This window comes from Flavobacterium crassostreae, from assembly GCF_001831475.1.
Lineage (GTDB): Bacteria > Bacteroidota > Bacteroidia > Flavobacteriales > Flavobacteriaceae > Flavobacterium > Flavobacterium crassostreae.
On record NZ_CP017688.1, the window covers coordinates 1,362,921 to 1,381,568 of the forward strand.

An 18,648-nucleotide genomic window follows, 5' to 3' on the forward strand; every position below is an offset into this window, starting at 1 on the left:
TGTAATGTTTATTAGCACCATGCTAATTTACCCATTGCAAAACGACCTTAAGGTGGTTATTGCGGCGGGGCTCACCTCTTCCCATCCCGAACAGAGAAGTTAAGCCCGCCTGCGCAGATGGTACTGCAGTTATGTGGGAGAGTATGTCGTCGCCTTTCTTTATGGAACCCCAACTTGTAAAAGTTGGGGTTCTTTTTTTTTATAGGCACCAGGTGTCGGCTAAAAAGCCTCGATCCGTCGCCTTTCTTTTTAAAAAACCCTTATCCTAATCGGATAAGGGTTTTTTGTTTTATATCTAAAACCCATTGGATCCAATTTTGTTGTTCTTAAAAAGGGCAAATCAACTTTTATTACATCTCAAATTGCGATATTAATGCTTTTATTTTTTCGTTGAAAGATTCTGCCGAAGCATTTGTACTGAATCATGCGCAAATGTTGTGGGTTATCCAAAAAGGTTTGATAACCTAAAAAGGAAGAACTCAATGTTTTGAACGGCTTTAAACCGACTTCTGAATGCTTTAATTTTAGTATTTAAAGATTATTCCTATTTTAAAGAAGCTTATGAATTTCGTTTCTTTCGAAGTATTCGTATTTCAATTGTTGAAATAGTTTAATAGTGATTCATTATTGATCTTGAGATTGTATTGTTCCGATTTAAATCCAGATCGATTTACTTTTAGCTTACCAATGTGGTTGCTTTAAGATGCTCACATTTTCTATAATCGAATTTTTTTTGAGCAACTTATTTTTCGTTCAATTAGATTATATTAAAAGGTTGTTTTAATGTTAATTCTATTGTGGTGAATTCTATTGTTAGGACTTATTTAAAAGTTTGTTATTGTTAATTGCTATTTTTGTAGTTAAATATACTTAATATGAAAAAAATAGCTCTGTTGTTTATTTTTGCAACGCTAACTAATTTGCAAGCACAAGATCGACCAAAATTGGTTGTTAGTTTAGTTGTGGATCAAATGAAAATGGAATATTTGTACCGATTTTCAAGTGATTTTTCAGATAACGGATTTAATAGGTTACTTAATAATGGGTATGTTTATCAAAATATGCATTACAATTATATGCCTACCTATACTGCTCCCGGTCATGCCTCTATTTTTACAGGCGCAACACCTGCTATGCATGGTATAGTAGGTAATGAGTGGTTTAGCAGAAATGCTGGAAAAGAAACCTATTGTACGGACGATGATGGGGTGCACACTCTTGGCGACGGGACTCTTGAGGAGGGCGCTATGTCTCCTAAAAATTTGTTAACAACAACAATCACGGATGAGTTGCGTATGGCTACAAATTTTAAAGGGAAAGTTATTGGTTTGAGCATAAAGGATCGTGGTGCAATTTTGCCAGCAGGACATTTTGCCAATTGGGCCTTTTGGTACAGTAAGTCGGGGTCTTTTATATCTAGTTCTTTTTATGGAGAAGCTTTACCAGAATGGGTAACCAAATTCAATAGCGAAAAAAACTACCTATCCTACATTAATAAGGGCTGGGATTTATTTAAGCCTAAGGCGATTTATAATGAAAGTTTGGAGGATAACAACTCTTATGAAGGTAAGTTGTATACTAGTATTGCCCCTGTTTTTCCTTACGATTTAAAAAGTATGTATGATAAAAATGGTGCTTCTGTATTGCGTTCTACTCCCTTTGGGAATGATTTTTTAGCTTCATTTGCTATGAGAGCAATCGAAAACGAAGAATTAGGTAAAGACACTACAACTGATTTTTTGTCTGTTAGTTTTTCTTCAACAGACTATATAGGCCATTTATTAGGCCCAAGATCTATGGAACTTCAGGATACGTATTTGAGATTAGATCAAACTATAGCAGATTTTTTGAATTATCTAGATAAAAAGGTCGGTAAAGATAATTATTTGCTGTTTTTAACAGCGGATCATGGTGGTGCTGAAAATGTAAATTATTTAAAAGAACATCAATATCAAGTGAGTAGTATTAGTCCTAAAGAAATTAGAAACAACTTAAAAGAATTTTCTGTAAAGACATTTGGTATAGATTTGGTCTTAAATTATTCTAATTTTAATCTTTTTTTTGATAAAAAAATCATTAATGCCAATAACCTAGATTTAGCCGTTGTAAAATCTAAATTCAAGACCCATCTGATGGGGCAAGATTATGTAAAAAGAGTCTATACCGAAGAAGAAATTTTAAATCCTTCTGCTAACGATTATTTTTTAAATTTTATAGCAAATGGATACGATGTTACTCAAAATGGAGATATGGTTGTTTTGGATAAACCAGGATATATAGAATACTGGGGTACGGGTACCTCGCATGGAACAACCTATAGCTATGATACGCATGTTCCTGCACTATTTTATGGTTGGCATATCCCAAAAGGACAATCTTTTGCAAAAAAAGAAATTACACAAATAGCGCCTACCATTGCACTGAAGATTAAAATTTCACTTCCAAATGGTACTAAGGCCGAAGTTCTGGAGGAAGTTTTGAAAGATTAAATGAAGAAGATTTATAATTACTAAAAAAAAGGATGTACTAATATAGTACATCCTTTTTTAGTGTTTATAAAGTAACCTCTGATGGTAATGAAATTTGATTTTTTAATAAGTCTTCAAATGTTTCATGAGCACGAATCAAATGCCCTTGACCTTGTATCCATAAAACTTCGGCAGGCTTGTATCTAGAATTGTAATTAGAAGCCATAGAATAGCAATAAGCTCCTGCATTTTTAAAACTCAGAATATCCCCTTCTTTAATTTCAGCAATACGACGGTTATTTGCAAAAGTATCCGTTTCGCAGATATAGCCAACTACAGAATAAAAACGTTCCTTTCCTTTGGGATTAGAAATGTTGTCAATATGATGCTGCGATCCATAAAGCATAGGTCTAATTAAATGGTTAAAGCCACTATCTATTCCGGCAAATACTGTAGATGTAGTTTGTTTAATTACATTTACTTTTGCTAAAAAATGACCTGCTTCACTTACCAAAAATTTTCCTGGTTCAAAAATTAATGTTAATTCTTTTCCATATTCTGTGCAGAACGCATTGAATCTTTTGGATAATTTTTTACCTAATTCTTCAATATCCGTCTCAATATCGTCTTTTTTATAAGGTACTTTAAAACCGCTTCCAAAATCTAAAAACTCTAAATCTTTAAAGTTTCTGGCGGCATCAAATAAAATTTCAGCAGCATATAAAAATACTTCAATGTCCAAAATATCCGAACCCGTGTGCATGTGAATACCTACAATATTCATTTTAGTGTTTTCGACGATACGAACAAGGTGGGGTAATTGGTGTATTGAAATTCCAAATTTACTATCAATATGTCCCACAGAAATATTGGTGTTTCCACCAGCCATAACATGTGGGTTGATGCGAATACATACCGGAACATTAGGATGTTTGGCTCCAAATTGTTCCAAGATAGATAAATTATCTATGTTGATTTGTACGCCCATCGCATTTACTTCTTCAATTTCTTCAAGAGAAACGCCGTTTGGGGTATAAAATATTTTTTCAGGCTCATATCCAGCATGAAGCCCTAATTGTACCTCTTGGATGGATACGGTATCTAGACCAGACCCCATTTCTTTCAATAACTGAAGTATAGCAACGTTGGACAATGCTTTCATGGCGTAGTTAATACGCAACTTTTCAACCTTAGAGAAAGCATTTGTTAATCTATTGTATTGGGATTTAATTTTATCGGCATCATAAACATATATTGGACTGCCAAATTGTTCTGCTAATTGTACTAAGTCTTTTGATTGCATGGGGTTTAATTTTTAAGCAAATTTATTATAGTTTTTTGGTTATACAAATAAATACGACAATCTTAACAAATTATAACAAAAAGTTATTTTTGTAACAAATAGTTGTTTTTTAATACAGTTGTTTTTCAACAAGATACCGCTGGTACATCCTACAATTTAGATCGCTTTTACAAAAGCAACAAAAGTTGGCGTCAACAAAGTGTATTGTGAGAATTGGGATGTTTATAAAGCTATTTTTTGATTAAAATAAAATTATATACCGCAATAGTTGCAGAAACATTATTTGTGGTTTAAATGGGCCAATAAGTTTTCGGCGAAGAATCTCGAAAACCAAAAAAATAGAACTTTAAAAAATTATCTCTAGATTAAGATTATTTTAAATAAAGAAAAAGATTTCACAGTTTAGATGAATTTTGCTATTTTTGTACCACTTATATTCTGAAATAAATTCAGGATTCAGACAAATTCTATATTATGAACATACACGAATATCAAGGAAAAGAGATTTTAGCTAGCTACGGAGTTCGCATTCAACGTGGGATCGTTGCTAATAATGCAGTTGAAGCAGTTGCTGCTGCCAAACAATTAACTACTGAAACGGGAACGAGTTGGTACGTTGTTAAAGCACAAGTTCATGCAGGTGGACGTGGTAAAGGCGGTGGCGTTAAATTAGCAAAAAATTTAGCCCAAGTAGAAGAAATTTCAGGTCAAATAATTGGAATGCAATTAGTTACTCCGCAAACATCTGCAGAGGGTAAAAAAGTACACAAAGTATTAATTGCAGAAGATGTTTATTATCCTGGTGAATCCGAAACTTCAGAATTTTATGTTTCAGTGCTTTTAAATAGAGCTACAGGTCGTAATATGATTATGTATTCTACAGAAGGTGGAATGGATATTGAAGAAGTTGCAGAGCATACACCACACTTAATTTTTACTGAAGAAGTAGATCCAGCTGTAGGTTTACAAGGTTTTCAAGCAAGAAGAATTGCATTTAACTTAGGACTTTCTGGAAATGCTTTCAAAGAAATGGTGAAATTTATTGATGCGTTATACAATGCTTACATTGGTTCTGATGCATCTATGTTTGAAATTAACCCAGTTTTGAAAACTTCGGATGATAAAATTTTGGCAGTAGATGCTAAAGTAAACATTGATGACAACGCTTTATACAGACAAAAGAAATATGCTGAAATGCGAGACATTTTGGAAGAAAATCCAATTGAAGTAGAAGCGAAAGAGGTAGGATTAAACTATGTTGATCTTGATGGTACTGTAGGATGTATGGTTAACGGCGCTGGTTTAGCTATGGCAACCATGGATTTAATTAAGTATGCTGGTTTTGAGCCTGCAAACTTTTTGGACGTTGGAGGAACTGCAGATGCAAAACGTGTTGAAACTGCATTTCGTATTATCTTAAAAGATCCAAATGTTAAAGCAATTTTAATTAATATTTTTGGAGGTATTGTTCGTTGTGACCGTGTGGCACAAGGGGTTGTAGATGCTTACAAAAACATGGGAGATGCCATTAAGGTGCCGATTATTGTTCGTTTGCAAGGTACTAACGCCGCTATTGCAAAAGAATTAATTGATAATTCAGGAATGCCAATTTTATCTGCCGTAGAATTTCAAGAAGCAGCAGATCAAGTACAAGCAGCACTTTCTTAATTATAAAAATAGTTATATATTAAAAATCCTGAGCGAAAGCTCAGGATTTTTGTGTTTTATAAAAAAATAATAAAAGGATCAGAGTAGTAAACAGTACGTTTAATTAAGAGTGTGTTATTTCTTCAATTTTGTCTGAATTGTATATTTGAAACCCAGAAGTTTCTTTTTGAGCAATCTGCTCTAAGGCTTTTGCTACAGTGGTACTTTGAATAGGCTTGTAGATTTTTAGCTTTCCGAGAAATAAAAACGAAAAAGTTTTCATTAAAAAGCCACCAATTTTTTCTCCAAATCTAAATTCATTACGATCTCCTAAGAGCAGTGATGGTCTTAAAATAGATACCCTTTTAAAAGCAGTGGTTTTAAGAAAATCTTCTATTTCTCCTTTTGTTTTCAAATAGAAATTATTGGAATCAGAATCTGCACCCAAAGAAGAAATTAGTAAAAAATGGTTTATTCCATTCTTAGAAGCTAAAGTGGCAAACTGTTTTGGATATTCAAAATCTACTTTTTTAAATGCTTCTTTGCTTCCGGCCTTACTAATAGTGGTGCCTATGGTACAAAAGAAATCATCTCCAATGATGCTGTTTTGATAGGTTTCGGGCTGCTCAAAATCTACAATTACTTCGGAATATTTTGGATGCTGGATGTTTGTGGTAGCTCGATTAAAACAAATTACTTTTTCGTAGGCCTTATTGTTCAAAAGATTTTGCAATAAAGCAGCGCCAACTAAACCTGTGCTTCCGATTATTAAAGCTGTTTTCATAAGATTATGGTTTCTTATTTTTGCCAAAATTAAATTTGACTTTTTCTACAACCTGTACTTTTTTGTTACCCTTAGGATATTGTTTTTTTGAAGTCTTTTTAGCCGCACCAGATTCGGATGGGCTTTGATCTGCTCTAGATTTTTCTTCATCTCTAGGCGTTGCTTTAAATTCGGCTCTTTCTTTGGTAGTTGTTTTGGCTGGAATTTGTGCTTTGTGCTTGGCTAAAACCGCTGTAGGATTTTTGGGATTTTCTTTGGTTCCGCGTAAATGAATTACCAATCCATTCAAAAAATTGCGCAAGACTTGATCCCCACATTCCATATAATTTTCATGCTTTTCATCACGGAAAAAAGCGCCTAATTCAGACTTTGTAATTCTAAAATCTACTAATTCTAAAATTTCAACTATTTGATCGTCCCGTAGCATTAATGCTACCCGTAATTTTTTAAAGATATCGTTATTTGTCAAGGTGTTGTGTTTTTTTTACAAAGGTACGTTTTTAAATCAATTGCTTTTCGAATTTTAAAACCATTTTAGAGTAGTTTTAAGCCCCGTGCTTTTTTTTTATAGACTGCACAATGAAGCGTTAGGGCAACTTTAAAGATTAGCATTTAGCGACAAGCAGAATTGCTATTTATAGCCGAGTGTTTTTGTATTGCCATAGCGTAAAGTTTAGATGTTGCATATTGTTTAAATTTGGATTCTATAAGACCAACAAAAAAGCATAATTATCAGTTTATGGCGCTTAATTTGGAATTTTCTTTAAAAAAATGGTATTTTAGCAAAAAACACTATGATAGAAGTATACGAAGAAAAGAAGCGTTTGATTTTAGATATGATTGCATTTTCTACCACCGAAGGAAATTTGCCCAAAAAAGAATATGATTTTTTGTTTGTTATAGCCAATGCCTTAGATCTCAAAAAAGGAGATTTTAATAATTTGTTTCTTTTAGAGTTGCCTTTAGTTGCCTCAAAAACAGCTTTTGTACGTTTGCAACATTTTTACCGTTTGGCATTTTTGATGCATAAAGGCAAAAAATTAAATTCGAATGAGTCGAATACTATGTATCAAATTTCTATTCGGATGGGTATAAATCCAGATGCCACGAAAAGAGTTTTAGTGCGCATGGACAAATCTCCTAGTGTGTCTCTATCTACAGAAAATTTGCAGGCTATTTATGATGAATTTTATTCTTAATTTAGTTGTTTTTGCAAATTTTTAATTTCATCTCGCAACTTTGCAGCATGCATAAAGTCCAGTTCTTTGGCGGCTTTTTCCATAGATTTGCGTTTTTCTCTAATTTGTTTTTCAATTTCGGCCTTAGATAAATAGCTGTTTTCTGGTTCTGCTACAGCGGCTGCGCCATAGCCTAATTCTTGTTCTATTAATGGGTTTTTGACAAAAGCGCTATCAATTTTTTTGTTTAACGCTTGGGGTACAAGATTGTTTTGCGTATTGAAATTAATTTGTTTTGTTCTACGGTAGCTTGTTTCGTCTATTGTTTTTTGCATGCTTGCCGTTATTTTATCGGCGTATAGTATGGCTTTTCCGTTCAAATTACGTGCTGCACGACCAATGGTTTGAGTAAGAGAGCGGTGGCTTCTTAAAAAACCTTCTTTGTCTGCGTCCAAAATAGCCACCAGAGACACCTCAGGTAGATCTAGCCCTTCCCGCAATAGATTAACTCCAATGAGTACATCAAACAGCCCTTTGCGTAGGTCTTGCATGATTTCAATACGTTCTAGCGTATCAATATCCGAATGTATGTAACGGCAACGAATGTTTACTTTGGTAAAATATTTGGCTAGTTCTTCGGCCATTCTTTTAGTTAAAGTAGTCACTAATACCCGCTCATCTAACTCGCAGCGCAGCTGAATTTCTTCAATTAAATCGTCTATTTGATTTAGGCTAGGTCTAATTTCAATGGTAGGGTCTAATAGTCCTGTTGGTCTAATGACTTGCTCCACTACTACACCTTCTGTTTTTTGTAATTCATAATCTGCAGGAGTGGCAGATACGTAGATAACTTGGTTTTGCATGGCCTCAAATTCATCAAATTTTAGCGGACGATTATCCATTGCTGCCGGTAGTCTAAAGCCATATTCTACTAAGTTCTCTTTTCTACTTCTGTCGCCACCATACATCGCATGAACTTGAGATAGTGTAACGTGACTTTCATCCACTACCATCAAAAAATCTTTAGGAAAATAGTCTAACAAACAAAAGGGTCTAGTTCCAGGGAGTCTACCATCTAGATAACGGGAATAATTTTCAATACCCGAGCAATAGCCGAGCTCCCGGATCATTTCTAAATCAAAATTAGTGCGCTCTTCAAGGCGTTTTGCTTCTAAATGTTTTCCTGTTTCTTTAAAATAATCTACCTGTTTTACTAAATCTTGTTGTATGTCCCAGATGGCACCTTGTAGTACATCCGGAGAGGTAACAAACATATTTGCGGGATAGATGGTTAGTTTTTCAAATTTTTCGAGTACTTCGGCCGTTTTGATATCAAAAGTTTCTATCTCTTCTATTTCGTCTCCAAAAAAATGAATTCGGAACGCATCATCCGCATAACTCGGATACACTTCAACAATATCACCTTTAATTCTAAAATTACCAGGGCCAAAATCTGCTTCGGTTCTAGAATACAAACTTTGCACCAACTGGTGCAGTAATTTGGTACGAGAGAGGATTTGGCCTCTTTCTATCTCGATAACGTTTTTTTGAAATTCTACAGGGTTTCCAATACCGTACAAACACGACACCGATGCCACAACCAACACATCTCTTCTGCCTGAGAGCAGGGACGAAGTGGTGCTCAAGCGCATTTTTTCGAGTTCTTCATTGATAGACAGATCTTTTTCAATAAAAACACCAGTTACTGGCATAAAAGCCTCGGGCTGGTAGTAGTCGTAGTAAGATACAAAATACTCCACCGCATTGTTCGGAAAAAATTGTTTGAACTCGGAGTATAATTGCGCCGCTAGGGTTTTATTATGCGCTAAAACCAAAGTTGGTCTTTGTACCTGCTCAATCACGTTGGCAACGGTAAAGGTTTTACCAGAACCGGTAACACCTAATAGTGTCTGAAATTTTTCGCCAGCAACAATACCATCACTTAATTTAGTAATGGCCTGTGGTTGGTCTCCTTTAGGTTGGTAATCGGATACTACTTGAAAATTCATAGATTTTGGGGCAAATTTTGAGAACCACAAAGTTACAAACTTTATACCACAAAAAAAGGCTTCTTGCTACGGACCAGCCTTAAGGACTTCTTTATCTATAAAAACAACAAAACAAATCCTATTTTGCCCAGCAATATTTTTACATCACACAACCAATTGCTAATCAAATTTCCATTCCTTTTGTTGTTCTTCGCTCAAAAACGTCCAAGCAACCATGCGGCTATTTTTTTGACCCTGCGCCATAGCAATCGTCTTTGTGGTAACTACATTTACTTTGTTCAAGGTTTTGTAAATGCTCGACAAATGCGATTGTTTGGCCACCAAAGTAGTAAACCACAAACATTGCATTGGGTATTTGGCACTTTCATAAATCAGTTGTTTTATAAAGCCCAGTTCGCCACCCTCACACCATAGTTCCGCATTCTGTCCGCCAAAATTCAATACCGCCTTAGTAACTTTTTGGCCCTGTAAATTGCTTAATTTTTTAAGAGCCGCTTTCTCAGCTTTAAGTTCAGAAGAGTGAAATGGTGGATTGCACATTGTAAAAGCAAATTTATCCTCTGGAGTTATAATGTTTTTAAACACAAACCGAGAAGAGAGCTGCAATTGCAAGCTAATAAAATCAATCAGTTTGGGGTTGTTTGCAATTATTTGGCTACAATTGGCAAGCGCTTTTTCGTCAACATCCGTTCCTACAAAACTCCATCCGTAGCTAGCATTTCCTAACAAAGGATAAATACAATTAGCACCTAAGCCAACATCCAGCCCTTCAACAGAAGCACCTTTCGGGAGCACCCCATTATTAGATTCTGCTAATAAATCCGCAATATAATGGATATAATCCACCCTGCCAGGAATAGGCGGACAGAGATAATTTTCTGGGATATCCCATTTTTGGATTCCGTAATAAGTAGTCAACAAAGCTTTGTTTAAGGTTTTCACTGCATCCGGAATACTAAAATCTAAGGTTTCAATATCGTGTTCATTAATGCCAATATACTTTTTTAATTCAGGGCAGTTTTCTACCAAAAGAGCAAAATCATATCGCAACCGATGCAAATTTCTGGGATGTAGGTTGGTTTTCTCTGTAATTTGTTTCAACATTATAAATAGGTTTCAAGGAGACAAAAAAACATTTTTTGTCAAAATCAGTAGCAAGTTATACAAAAACAAACACTTTTGTAAGTTTTAATACGTTGTTTTTAAATTAATCTTTGCACTCCATCAACAGCAAATCCCCATCCGTATGTTCAATAACCACCAGCCCATCCGATGCTACATGGTTGCTACTACCGGTTTTGTACCCTATAATCAAGTGGTCTTTTTTTAAAGGATAAAATAAATTTTCAGAATCAATACCAACCACCTTACCTACAGGAATTAAAGATATAGTTGTATTGGCTTCGTACCATTTTTCAAAACGTCTAGGCAACAAAAATACTTTAGAGTGGTCGTCTATAATCACAATTTTTAATTTGTCTCGGTATGGAACCATACTAGTCAAATTAGTGATCGTATGGTCCGCGCGTTTGCCAGTAGCCCAAACCACATTTACAGCAGGTATTTTTCTTTGGCACAAATAGTCAAATGCTTTTTCAAGATCCGTTTTATCTTGATTGGGAGCCACCACAATTTCCAGAGGATACTGTTTTTCTTGGTAGTATTGTGGATCAAAACCCCGATCAAAATCCCCAAGTAATACATCCACTTTTATATCCAACTGCATAACCCTTTCCATGGCAGCATCCAGTACAATAACCAGCGGAGACCATTCCAGCAATTGGCCCAATAATTCCGGATCACAAGAAGCCCCGTTGGCTATAATCAAAGCAGGTTCTTGATCCTCTCGTACAATATGATGTGAAGACATGAAGCATAAATTTAGACGTAAAGATAAAAAAAACCACACACAAAAACAGTCCTCAGGAGCTATTCCTGCTATTCGCTATAGCCTTCCCTCCAAAACTATTTTTTGTTAGTGCCTTCCCGAGCTTCCTTTGGTCGCTCCGTAATTCACACAAAAAAAGGGTCTTGGAGCTCAGGGCTGCCGCTACTATCAGGGCTAAAAAAACGCCAAATTATTGTATAATATATGTTCTAGAATCTGTTTCGCTAACAGAGAAAAACCCCAAAGGATACTGCTCCTTATTGGTAGTATTCACGATATTTCCTCTCAAAGTAGTAGGCGGAGATTGAAACGGTCCGCCACTATTACCACCGGCAATACTAGTTAAAATCTGTAAGTAATTGTAATACTTTCTGGACACCCCATAATGCGTTATTTTTACCGCATCTCCAGGCTTCAAATCCTCTTTTTGAGACAAACTAAAAAATCGATTCCCTTTAAACAAGTCATCATCAGTCACCGATAGATCTTGTCGAAAATTTTCGGGATAAGTATACCTAAAAAAATAATAATTATCCTGTTCTAAAGGATCCTTAAAAAACGTTTTAATCTGTACTTCATCTCGAGTAATTCCGCCTTCATTAGTTTGGGTTACCTCATCAATAGCGGCTACGCCTTGTAGGGTTTCGGTAGCGGTATACACCGTATTATTTAGTGTTACACTAAGGCTGTACTCTTGACCAATAACAGGAATAAAGTGGTCACACACATATTCCCCACTATTTGACAACTCCTTAAACACAAAAGCCATTCCATTGGAGTTTTTAACCACTACCACAGCATCAGATACAGTAGGAATCTGGCTACTAAAAAACGAAGTAGTAGTAGATAATTTTATTTTCTGCTGTTTACCGTCAGTGCCTTTTTGCCAATTTATAGCAGCTTCAATAACCAAGCGAGGTGCTTCTGGTTTCAGGTCCACCGAGACCACTTCTTCGCAACTACTCAAAAAAAGCAACAGCAACAAGCTTATAATTAGGTTGGTCTTTTTCATATCTTTTAAAATTTAAAATTATAACTCACAGCCGGAACTACCCCAAAAATAGACGTCTTTATGGCTTCATTTGTGCCAGTATCCGCATTTTGACTAAAATTAATAGCAGCTGCATTTTTTCTATTATAAATATTGTAAACACTAAAAACCCATTCGCCTTTCCAGTTTCTGTTGCTATTTGATTTAGGAGTCAAAGTAGCCGAAAGATCCAAGTGATGGTACGTAGGCAATCTATTGCTATTGCGCAAACCATAATTAGGAACCACAACATCTAAATAGTTATATTGTCCAGTTGGATACGTTACTGGTTGTCCAGTCTGTAACGTAAAGTTGGCTCCAAAAGCCCATTTTTTGCTCCTTTCGTAGGTTGCTGTTACCGCAAGATTGTGGGTTTTGTCATAAGCAGATCGGTACCATTGGCCGTTGTTAATACCTAATTCCTCAGCAGTTCTTCCTGGGGTTTGTTGCTCAGACTTAGATAAGGTATACGAAACCCAACCATTCCATCTTCCTTCATTTTTTCGAAGCATAAGCTCCAATCCGTATGAGCGCATTTTTCCGTTCAAAATCACTTGTTCAATAGCATCATTTGCAATCAAATCTGCGCCATCAATATAGTCCAATCTGTTTTTTATTTTTTTGTAATAGGTTTCTACCTCCAAAGAATACATGTTGTCTTTAAAGTTTTTAAAATACCCAAAGGCCACTTGATCTGCAATTTGTGGCTGGATGTAATTGTCACTCGGCATCCATATATCCAAAGGAGTAGGAGAGGAGGTGTTGGATATCAACTGTAAGTACTGCGCCATGCGGTTGTAACTAGCCTTCAAGGACGTGTTGTTATTTAGCTGATAGGCTACCGCTGCCCTTGGCTCTAAATTGTTGTAGCTCTTGATTACTTTGTTTTTGCCATAAAACCGCGAGCTTGTAGGAGTTGCTTTTTCATAAATTTGTTGTTCAGTATCAAATACCACAGCTTGATTATTGGTGTAATAATTGATGGTAGAAGCTCCTAATCTATAAAACATACTGTAGCGCAATCCATACGTTAGGTTCCATTTTTTGGATAGTTCTTGTTCTGCACTAACATACAAAGCAGGTTCAAAAGCATATTTTTTATCTAATTGGTCTGGATTAATGGCAGAGTTAGAGTCAATAGGGCTAATTCTTCCGGGGTTAAAAGAATAATAAATAGCATTTAGGCCGTATTTTAATTTAAAATTATCCGAAATATAACTTTTAAAATCATATTTAAGGTTGTAATTTTTGATGCCAGAATCCCATTTGAAACCAATAAAATTTAAATTCAATCCATAATAGTAATCACTATAAATTAATGAAAAATTAGAAAATAATTTGTCCGAAAACAAATGATTCCAGCGTAAATTTAGAGTAGTGTTGCCGTATTTATTCGTAAAACTATCGCTAATAGAAAAAACATCTCGACCAAAATAACCCGAAAAATATAAATTATTATCTGGGTTTAATTTGTAGCTCATCTTGGCGTTTAAGTCATAAAAATATGCGGTACTATTTTTTAATTTCTCAGATAGTTTTAGAAACAAATGTGCGTAAGAACTGCGTCCTCCAATCAAAAAAGAACCTTTATTTTTAACCAAAGGACCTTCTAATAAAAGCCTGCTGGAGATCAAACCAATCCCTCCATTGGCATGAAAAGAGTTGCTGTTTCCGTCTTTTTGATAAATATCCAAAACAGACGATGCTCTTCCGCCAAAATTAGCAGGAATACCTCCTTTGTACAATCTTAAATCCTTAATTGCATCCGGATTAAAAACCGAAAAGAAGCCAAAAACATGCGACGAATTAAAAATAGTTGCTTCGTCCAACAAAATTAAATTTTGATCTGCACCACCGCCTCGCACATTAAAACCAGAGGATCTTTCTCCAGCACTAGTAACTCCGGGTAGCAGCAACAACGATTTTATAACATCTACTTCGCCTAATACTACAGGCATTTTTTGGATAGACGCAATAGAGAGTTTATTCATACTCATTTCTGCCGCACGTATGTTGGTGCTTTTGCGGTTGTCTGTGATGACTACCTCATCGAGCATCTCGCCACTTAATTGTAAACTAAAATTATGTTTTTTGCTTTGCGTGAGTGCTATAGGTTCGGATAGGGTAGTGTAACCAATGTAACTAGCCAGTACGGTGTAGTTTCCTTCGGGTAAGGTGATAGAATAAAAGCCATACTCATTGGTGGTAACACTAGAGTTTAACTCCGGAATGTACACATTTACACCTATAAGGGTTTCATTGCTTTTTTTATCCGAAATAACGCCACTTAGCGTGTATTTTTCTTGCGAAAAGCAGGGAATACTAAATAAAAAGGCAAGGATAATGCCGCTAATTTTATTAAAATACATATTCTGGTTGTGTTTACAATTAGACTGAAAAGATAAGAAAATTGAAGTTAAGCAAAAGTTAAATCTTAGATACTGAAAAAAGAGGCTGCCTTTTTTGGGCAGCCTCTTGGAGTAAAATAAAGGAGTTGTAGTTTGCTATCGTTATGCAATCTGTTCCAATATAGCATTTAATGTGGCGCTAGGGCGCATGGCTTTATTGGTTAGTTCTGGATTGGGTTGGTAGTAGCCGCCAATTTCTTGCGGTTTTCCTTGTGCTGCAATCAGTTCTTGATTAATTAGGGTTTCTTTGTTTTTAAATTCGGCTGCAATTGGAGTAAAAGTAGCTTTTAATTCGGCATTTTTGTTTTGCGCAGCAAGTGCTTCGGCCCAATACATTGCTAAATAAAAATGAGAACCGCGGTTGTCAATTTGTCCAATTTTTCTGCTTGGAGACTTATCATTTCTTAAAAAAGCATCGTTTGCATTATCTAAAGCTTCAGATAATACCATTGCTTTAGTATTGTTTAGAGATTGTCCTAAATGCTCTAAAGAAGCACCAAGAGCCAAAAACTCTCCTAAAGAATCCCAACGCAAATAGCCTTCTTTGGTAAATTGCTCTACATGTTTGGGAGCAGACCCGCCAGCACCAGTTTCAAACAAGCCACCACCGTTCATTAAAGGAACAATGGACAGCATTTTTGCGGATGTACCTAGTTCTAAAATAGGGAATAAATCGGTTAAATAATCCCGTAGCACATTTCCGGTAACAGAGATAGTATCTTGGCCTTTTTTAATTCTTTCTAAGGTAAAATTAGTTGCCTCAATAGGATTTAAAATTTGAATATCAAGACCATTAGTGTCGTGGTTTTTTAAATAAAGAGTTACTTTTTCTATTAATTGCCTATCATGTGCTCTATTAGAATCCAACCAAAAAACGGCTGGAGTAGCAGACAAACGTGCTCTATTTACGGCTAGTTTTACCCAGTCCTGAATAGGAGCATCTTTGGCCTGACACATTCTAAAAATATCTTTGGCAGCTACAGCCTGTTCCATTAGTACCGCTCCTTTGGAATCTACAACCCGTACAACACCATCTTCAGACATTTGAAATGTTTTATCATGGGAACCGTATTCTTCGGCTTTTTGTGCCATTAATCCTACGTTAGGTACGCTTCCCATTGTTTTTGGGTCAAAGGCACCATTCTTTTTGCAAAAATCGATAGTTGCGGTATAAATTCCGGCATAGGATCGGTCCGGAATGATGGCTAAGGTATCCTGTAATTGGCCATCTTTGTTCCACATTTGTCCAGAGGTACGGATCATTGCAGGCATAGAAGCGTCTACAATTACATCCGAAGGAACATGCAGATTGGTAATACCTTTGTCTGAATTAACCATTGCAAGAGCTGGACCATTTTTTATGGCTTGTTGGATTGCTGCTTCGACTTCTGCTTGTTGGGGGTGTCCGGCAATTTTGGCATAAATATCTCCTAAACCATTGCGGGTATCCATATTTAATTGTGCAAAAAGGGCAGCATATTTTTCAAAAACAGCGGCAAAATAAACCTCTACTATTGCTCCAAAGAGGATAGGGTCCGAAACCTTCATCATAGTAGCCTTGAGGTGTACGGATAACAAAATGTTTTTTTCTTTTGCCTCAGCAATCGCTTTTGCAACAAATAGTTTTAACTCTTTTAAGTGCATTACTGCGGTGTCTACTATTTCACCTGCTTGCAGCGGCGTACTTTCTTTAAGAATGGTGGTTTTGCCGTTTGCAGCAACAAATTCAATTTTTACATCTGTAGCATGGTCTAATGTAATGGATTTTTCACTTCCGTAAAAATCGTCCTTTTCCATGCTAGCTACTTTAGTTTTGGAATCTGCAGACCAAGCCCCCATAGAGTGCGGGTTTACTTTGGCATAATTTTTTACTGCTTTTGGCGCCCTACGATCCGAGTTTCCTTCGCGTAGTACTGGGTTGACTGCAGAGCCTAATACTTTAGAATATTTTTTCTTAATCTCTTTCTCGGCATCATTTTGTGGTTCTTCAGGATAATTTGCAATAGCGTAGCCATGTGCTTGTAATTCTGCAATTGCTTCTTTCAATTGCGGTACCGATGCAGATATATTGGGTAATTTGATGATGTTTGCCTCTGGTGATGTGGCTAGTTTTCCTAATTCAGTCAAGGCATCTTTTACTCTTTGTTCGGGTTTTAAAGATTCCGGAAATTGCGCCAAAATACGTGCTGCTAAGGAGATGTCTTCTGTCTCAATTTCAATGCCAGCAGTAGCTGTAAAAGCCGTAACGATAGGTAAAAAAGAATAAGTTGCTAACAAAGGAGCCTCGTCAGTCAATGTGTAAACAATCTTGGATTTTTGTGTCATCTGTATGGTTTTATAATCGTATTTTTTAAAAAAAATAAGGGTTTAAAAGGAATGTTTTGCTCAAAATAAGCCTCACAAATATAAGAAAATCAGTCCGTAAATTACGGCTCTTATTGGCAGGATTTATGGAATTGTAGGATTGTTAATGTGTTAACTACGAATTTGTTGTTTTGTTAAAAGAACGCAGTCAAATTCAGAAATGTTTAATTTTTTTTGAAAAAGGCAAAAAAAAATCCCGACAAGGTCAGGATTTTTAGAATAAAGAGACAGTAAACTATCTTCTTTTGTCTTTGATTTTTGCTTTTTTACCAGTAAGTTCTCTAAAGTAGAAAATTCTAGCTCTACGTACGGCACCTTTTTTGTTAATTTCTACTTTTTGTAAAGCAGGTAAATTAATAGGGAAGATACGTTCTACACCTACAGAACCTGACATTTTACGAATAGTAAAAGTTTCAGTGTTACCAGAACCTCTTCTTTGGATAACAACTCCTTTAAAGAACTGTGTTCTTGTTTTTTCACCCTCTTTAATTTCGTAATAAACGGTGATAGTGTCTCCAGCTCCAAATTCAGGAAAGTCTTTTTTTGCTACAAATTCGTCTTTAACGAATTTCATTAAATCTGCCATGATAATTGTAATTATGGTTTTGTATTAGAGCAACATACACGGATCTCGCCAGAGGTTAGTCTAAAGTGGGTGCAAAAGTAAAAAATTATTTTGGATTTAAAAGTATATTTCTAAATTATTTAAACGCTTATTTGGAGACTTTTAAACCTCTCCAAAGCCTTTTCGCAGACGTTATTCGTCCAATAAATCAGGGCGTCTGTTTTTAGTATGTTGGTAGGCCATATCCTCGCGCCATTTATCAATTTTGGCAAAGTTACCACTGGTTAAGACCTCCGGGACTTTCCAGCCTTTGTAATCTGCAGGTCTGGTATAAATAGGCGGCGACAACAAATTATCCTGAAAACTATCCGTCAAGGCAGAGGTCTCGTCACTCAATACCCCCGGAATCAAGCGTATTAAGGCATCGGATAAAACTAAAGCGCCTAATTCTCCCCCGGACAAAACATAATCTCCTATAGAGATTTCTTTGGTAATAAAATGATCTCGTGCCCGTTGGTCTACTCCTTTGTAATGGCCACAAAGCAAAATGATATTTTGGTACATAGACATGGTATTGGCCATTTTTTGATTTAAAGTTTCGCCATCCGGAGACATATATATAATCTCATCATAAGCACGCTGGCTCTTTAAGTGAGTGATACACGCATCAATGGGTTGTACCGTCATTACCATTCCTGCACCGCCGCCATACGGATAATCATCCACACTTTTTTGTTTGTTGGTGGTATAATCCCGTAAATTATGAAAATGAACCTCTACCAAACCCTTATCAATGGCTCGCTTAAGGATGGAAGCCTCAAAAGGACTTTTTAATAATTCTGGCAAAACCGTAATAATATCAATACGCATATTTTCTTTTCTAGATTTAAAAGCACAAAGATACAAAGTTTTCAGGAGTTACGGTAGAGTACTTATGCCAAGCCAATGCTGTAAGGCCAGAGTCTAAAAACAATTAACAGATGCAATTTTTGGTGCTACCTTAT

General features: G+C 35.9%; 14 protein-coding genes and 1 rRNA gene. 4 read left to right on the forward strand and 11 right to left on the reverse strand.

Annotated elements, in window-relative coordinates; genetic code table 11:
• Positions 1 to 48: 48 nt before the first annotated feature.
• Together rrf and pafA are read left to right on the forward strand one after the other, a co-directional pair.
• A 5S ribosomal RNA gene (gene rrf, locus LB076_RS06145) occupies positions 49 to 158 on the forward strand.
• Between the two features lie 717 nt (positions 159 to 875).
• Positions 876 to 2,489 carry an alkaline phosphatase PafA gene (gene pafA, locus LB076_RS06150; RefSeq protein ID WP_070786677.1) on the forward strand — a complete coding sequence of 538 codons (1,614 nt, stop codon included), beginning with the start codon at positions 876 to 878 and terminating at the stop codon, positions 2,487 to 2,489.
• 64 nt (positions 2,490 to 2,553) lie between these two features.
• Here the strand turns inward: pafA and lysA are convergent, their stop codons facing one another.
• The gene (gene lysA / locus LB076_RS06155; protein WP_070786678.1) at positions 2,554 to 3,771 is read right to left on the reverse strand and encodes a diaminopimelate decarboxylase; all 1,218 of its coding nucleotides are present in this window, start codon (positions 3,769 to 3,771) and stop codon (positions 2,554 to 2,556) included.
• Between the two features lie 474 nt (positions 3,772 to 4,245).
• Between lysA and sucC the strand changes: the two genes are divergently transcribed.
• Positions 4,246 to 5,439: an ADP-forming succinate--CoA ligase subunit beta gene (gene sucC / locus LB076_RS06160; protein WP_070786679.1), complete on the forward strand. Its 1,194-nt coding sequence runs from the start codon at positions 4,246 to 4,248 to the stop codon at positions 5,437 to 5,439.
• A 103-nt stretch (positions 5,440 to 5,542) separates the two neighbouring features.
• Here sucC and LB076_RS06165 read toward each other — a convergent pair whose 3' ends face one another.
• Both LB076_RS06165 and LB076_RS06170 read right to left on the reverse strand, forming a co-directional pair.
• Positions 5,543 to 6,202 carry an NAD(P)H-binding protein gene (locus LB076_RS06165; RefSeq protein ID WP_070786680.1) on the reverse strand — a complete coding sequence of 220 codons (660 nt, stop codon included), beginning with the start codon at positions 6,200 to 6,202 and terminating at the stop codon, positions 5,543 to 5,545.
• A 4-nt stretch (positions 6,203 to 6,206) separates the two neighbouring features.
• The gene (locus LB076_RS06170) at positions 6,207 to 6,671 is read right to left on the reverse strand and encodes a DUF1456 family protein (protein WP_070786681.1); all 465 of its coding nucleotides are present in this window, start codon (positions 6,669 to 6,671) and stop codon (positions 6,207 to 6,209) included.
• Between the two features lie 325 nt (positions 6,672 to 6,996).
• Between LB076_RS06170 and LB076_RS06175 the strand changes: the two genes are divergently transcribed.
• Entirely contained in the window at positions 6,997 to 7,401 is a 405-nt protein-coding gene (locus LB076_RS06175; protein ID WP_070786682.1) for a hypothetical protein, read from the forward strand.
• Here LB076_RS06175 and uvrB read toward each other — a convergent pair.
• From uvrB to trmD, 8 genes are all read right to left on the reverse strand, one after another.
• Positions 7,398 to 9,389 carry an excinuclease ABC subunit UvrB gene (gene uvrB, locus LB076_RS06180; RefSeq protein ID WP_070786683.1) on the reverse strand — a complete coding sequence of 664 codons (1,992 nt, stop codon included), beginning with the start codon at positions 9,387 to 9,389 and terminating at the stop codon, positions 7,398 to 7,400. The genes LB076_RS06175 and uvrB overlap by 4 nt on opposite strands.
• Before the next feature lie 159 nt (positions 9,390 to 9,548).
• Positions 9,549 to 10,496, reverse strand: a complete 948-nt coding sequence (gene rlmF, locus LB076_RS06185; RefSeq protein ID WP_425598068.1) for a 23S rRNA (adenine(1618)-N(6))-methyltransferase RlmF — start codon at positions 10,494 to 10,496, stop codon at positions 9,549 to 9,551.
• 100 nt (positions 10,497 to 10,596) lie between these two features.
• Positions 10,597 to 11,259 (reverse strand): thiamine diphosphokinase, encoded by a 663-nt coding sequence (locus tag LB076_RS06190; RefSeq protein ID WP_070786685.1) that lies wholly within the window; start codon positions 11,257 to 11,259, stop codon positions 10,597 to 10,599.
• A gap of 208 nt (positions 11,260 to 11,467) precedes the next feature.
• A complete protein-coding gene (locus LB076_RS06195) occupies positions 11,468 to 12,289 on the reverse strand; it encodes a DUF4249 domain-containing protein (RefSeq protein WP_070786686.1) in 822 nt (273 codons plus the stop codon).
• 5 nt (positions 12,290 to 12,294) lie between these two features.
• Entirely contained in the window at positions 12,295 to 14,676 is a 2,382-nt protein-coding gene (locus tag LB076_RS06200) for a TonB-dependent receptor (protein WP_070786687.1), read from the reverse strand.
• 141 nt (positions 14,677 to 14,817) lie between these two features.
• Positions 14,818 to 17,040 carry an NADP-dependent isocitrate dehydrogenase gene (locus LB076_RS06205; protein ID WP_070786688.1) on the reverse strand — a complete coding sequence of 741 codons (2,223 nt, stop codon included), beginning with the start codon at positions 17,038 to 17,040 and terminating at the stop codon, positions 14,818 to 14,820.
• Positions 17,041 to 17,314: 274 nt separating this feature from the next.
• Positions 17,315 to 17,665 carry a 50S ribosomal protein L19 gene (rplS, locus tag LB076_RS06210; RefSeq protein WP_070786689.1) on the reverse strand — a complete coding sequence of 117 codons (351 nt, stop codon included), beginning with the start codon at positions 17,663 to 17,665 and terminating at the stop codon, positions 17,315 to 17,317.
• Positions 17,666 to 17,836: 171 nt separating this feature from the next.
• Positions 17,837 to 18,514, reverse strand: a complete 678-nt coding sequence (trmD, locus tag LB076_RS06215; protein WP_070786690.1) for a tRNA (guanosine(37)-N1)-methyltransferase TrmD — start codon at positions 18,512 to 18,514, stop codon at positions 17,837 to 17,839.
• Between the last annotated feature and the right edge of the window lie 134 nt (positions 18,515 to 18,648).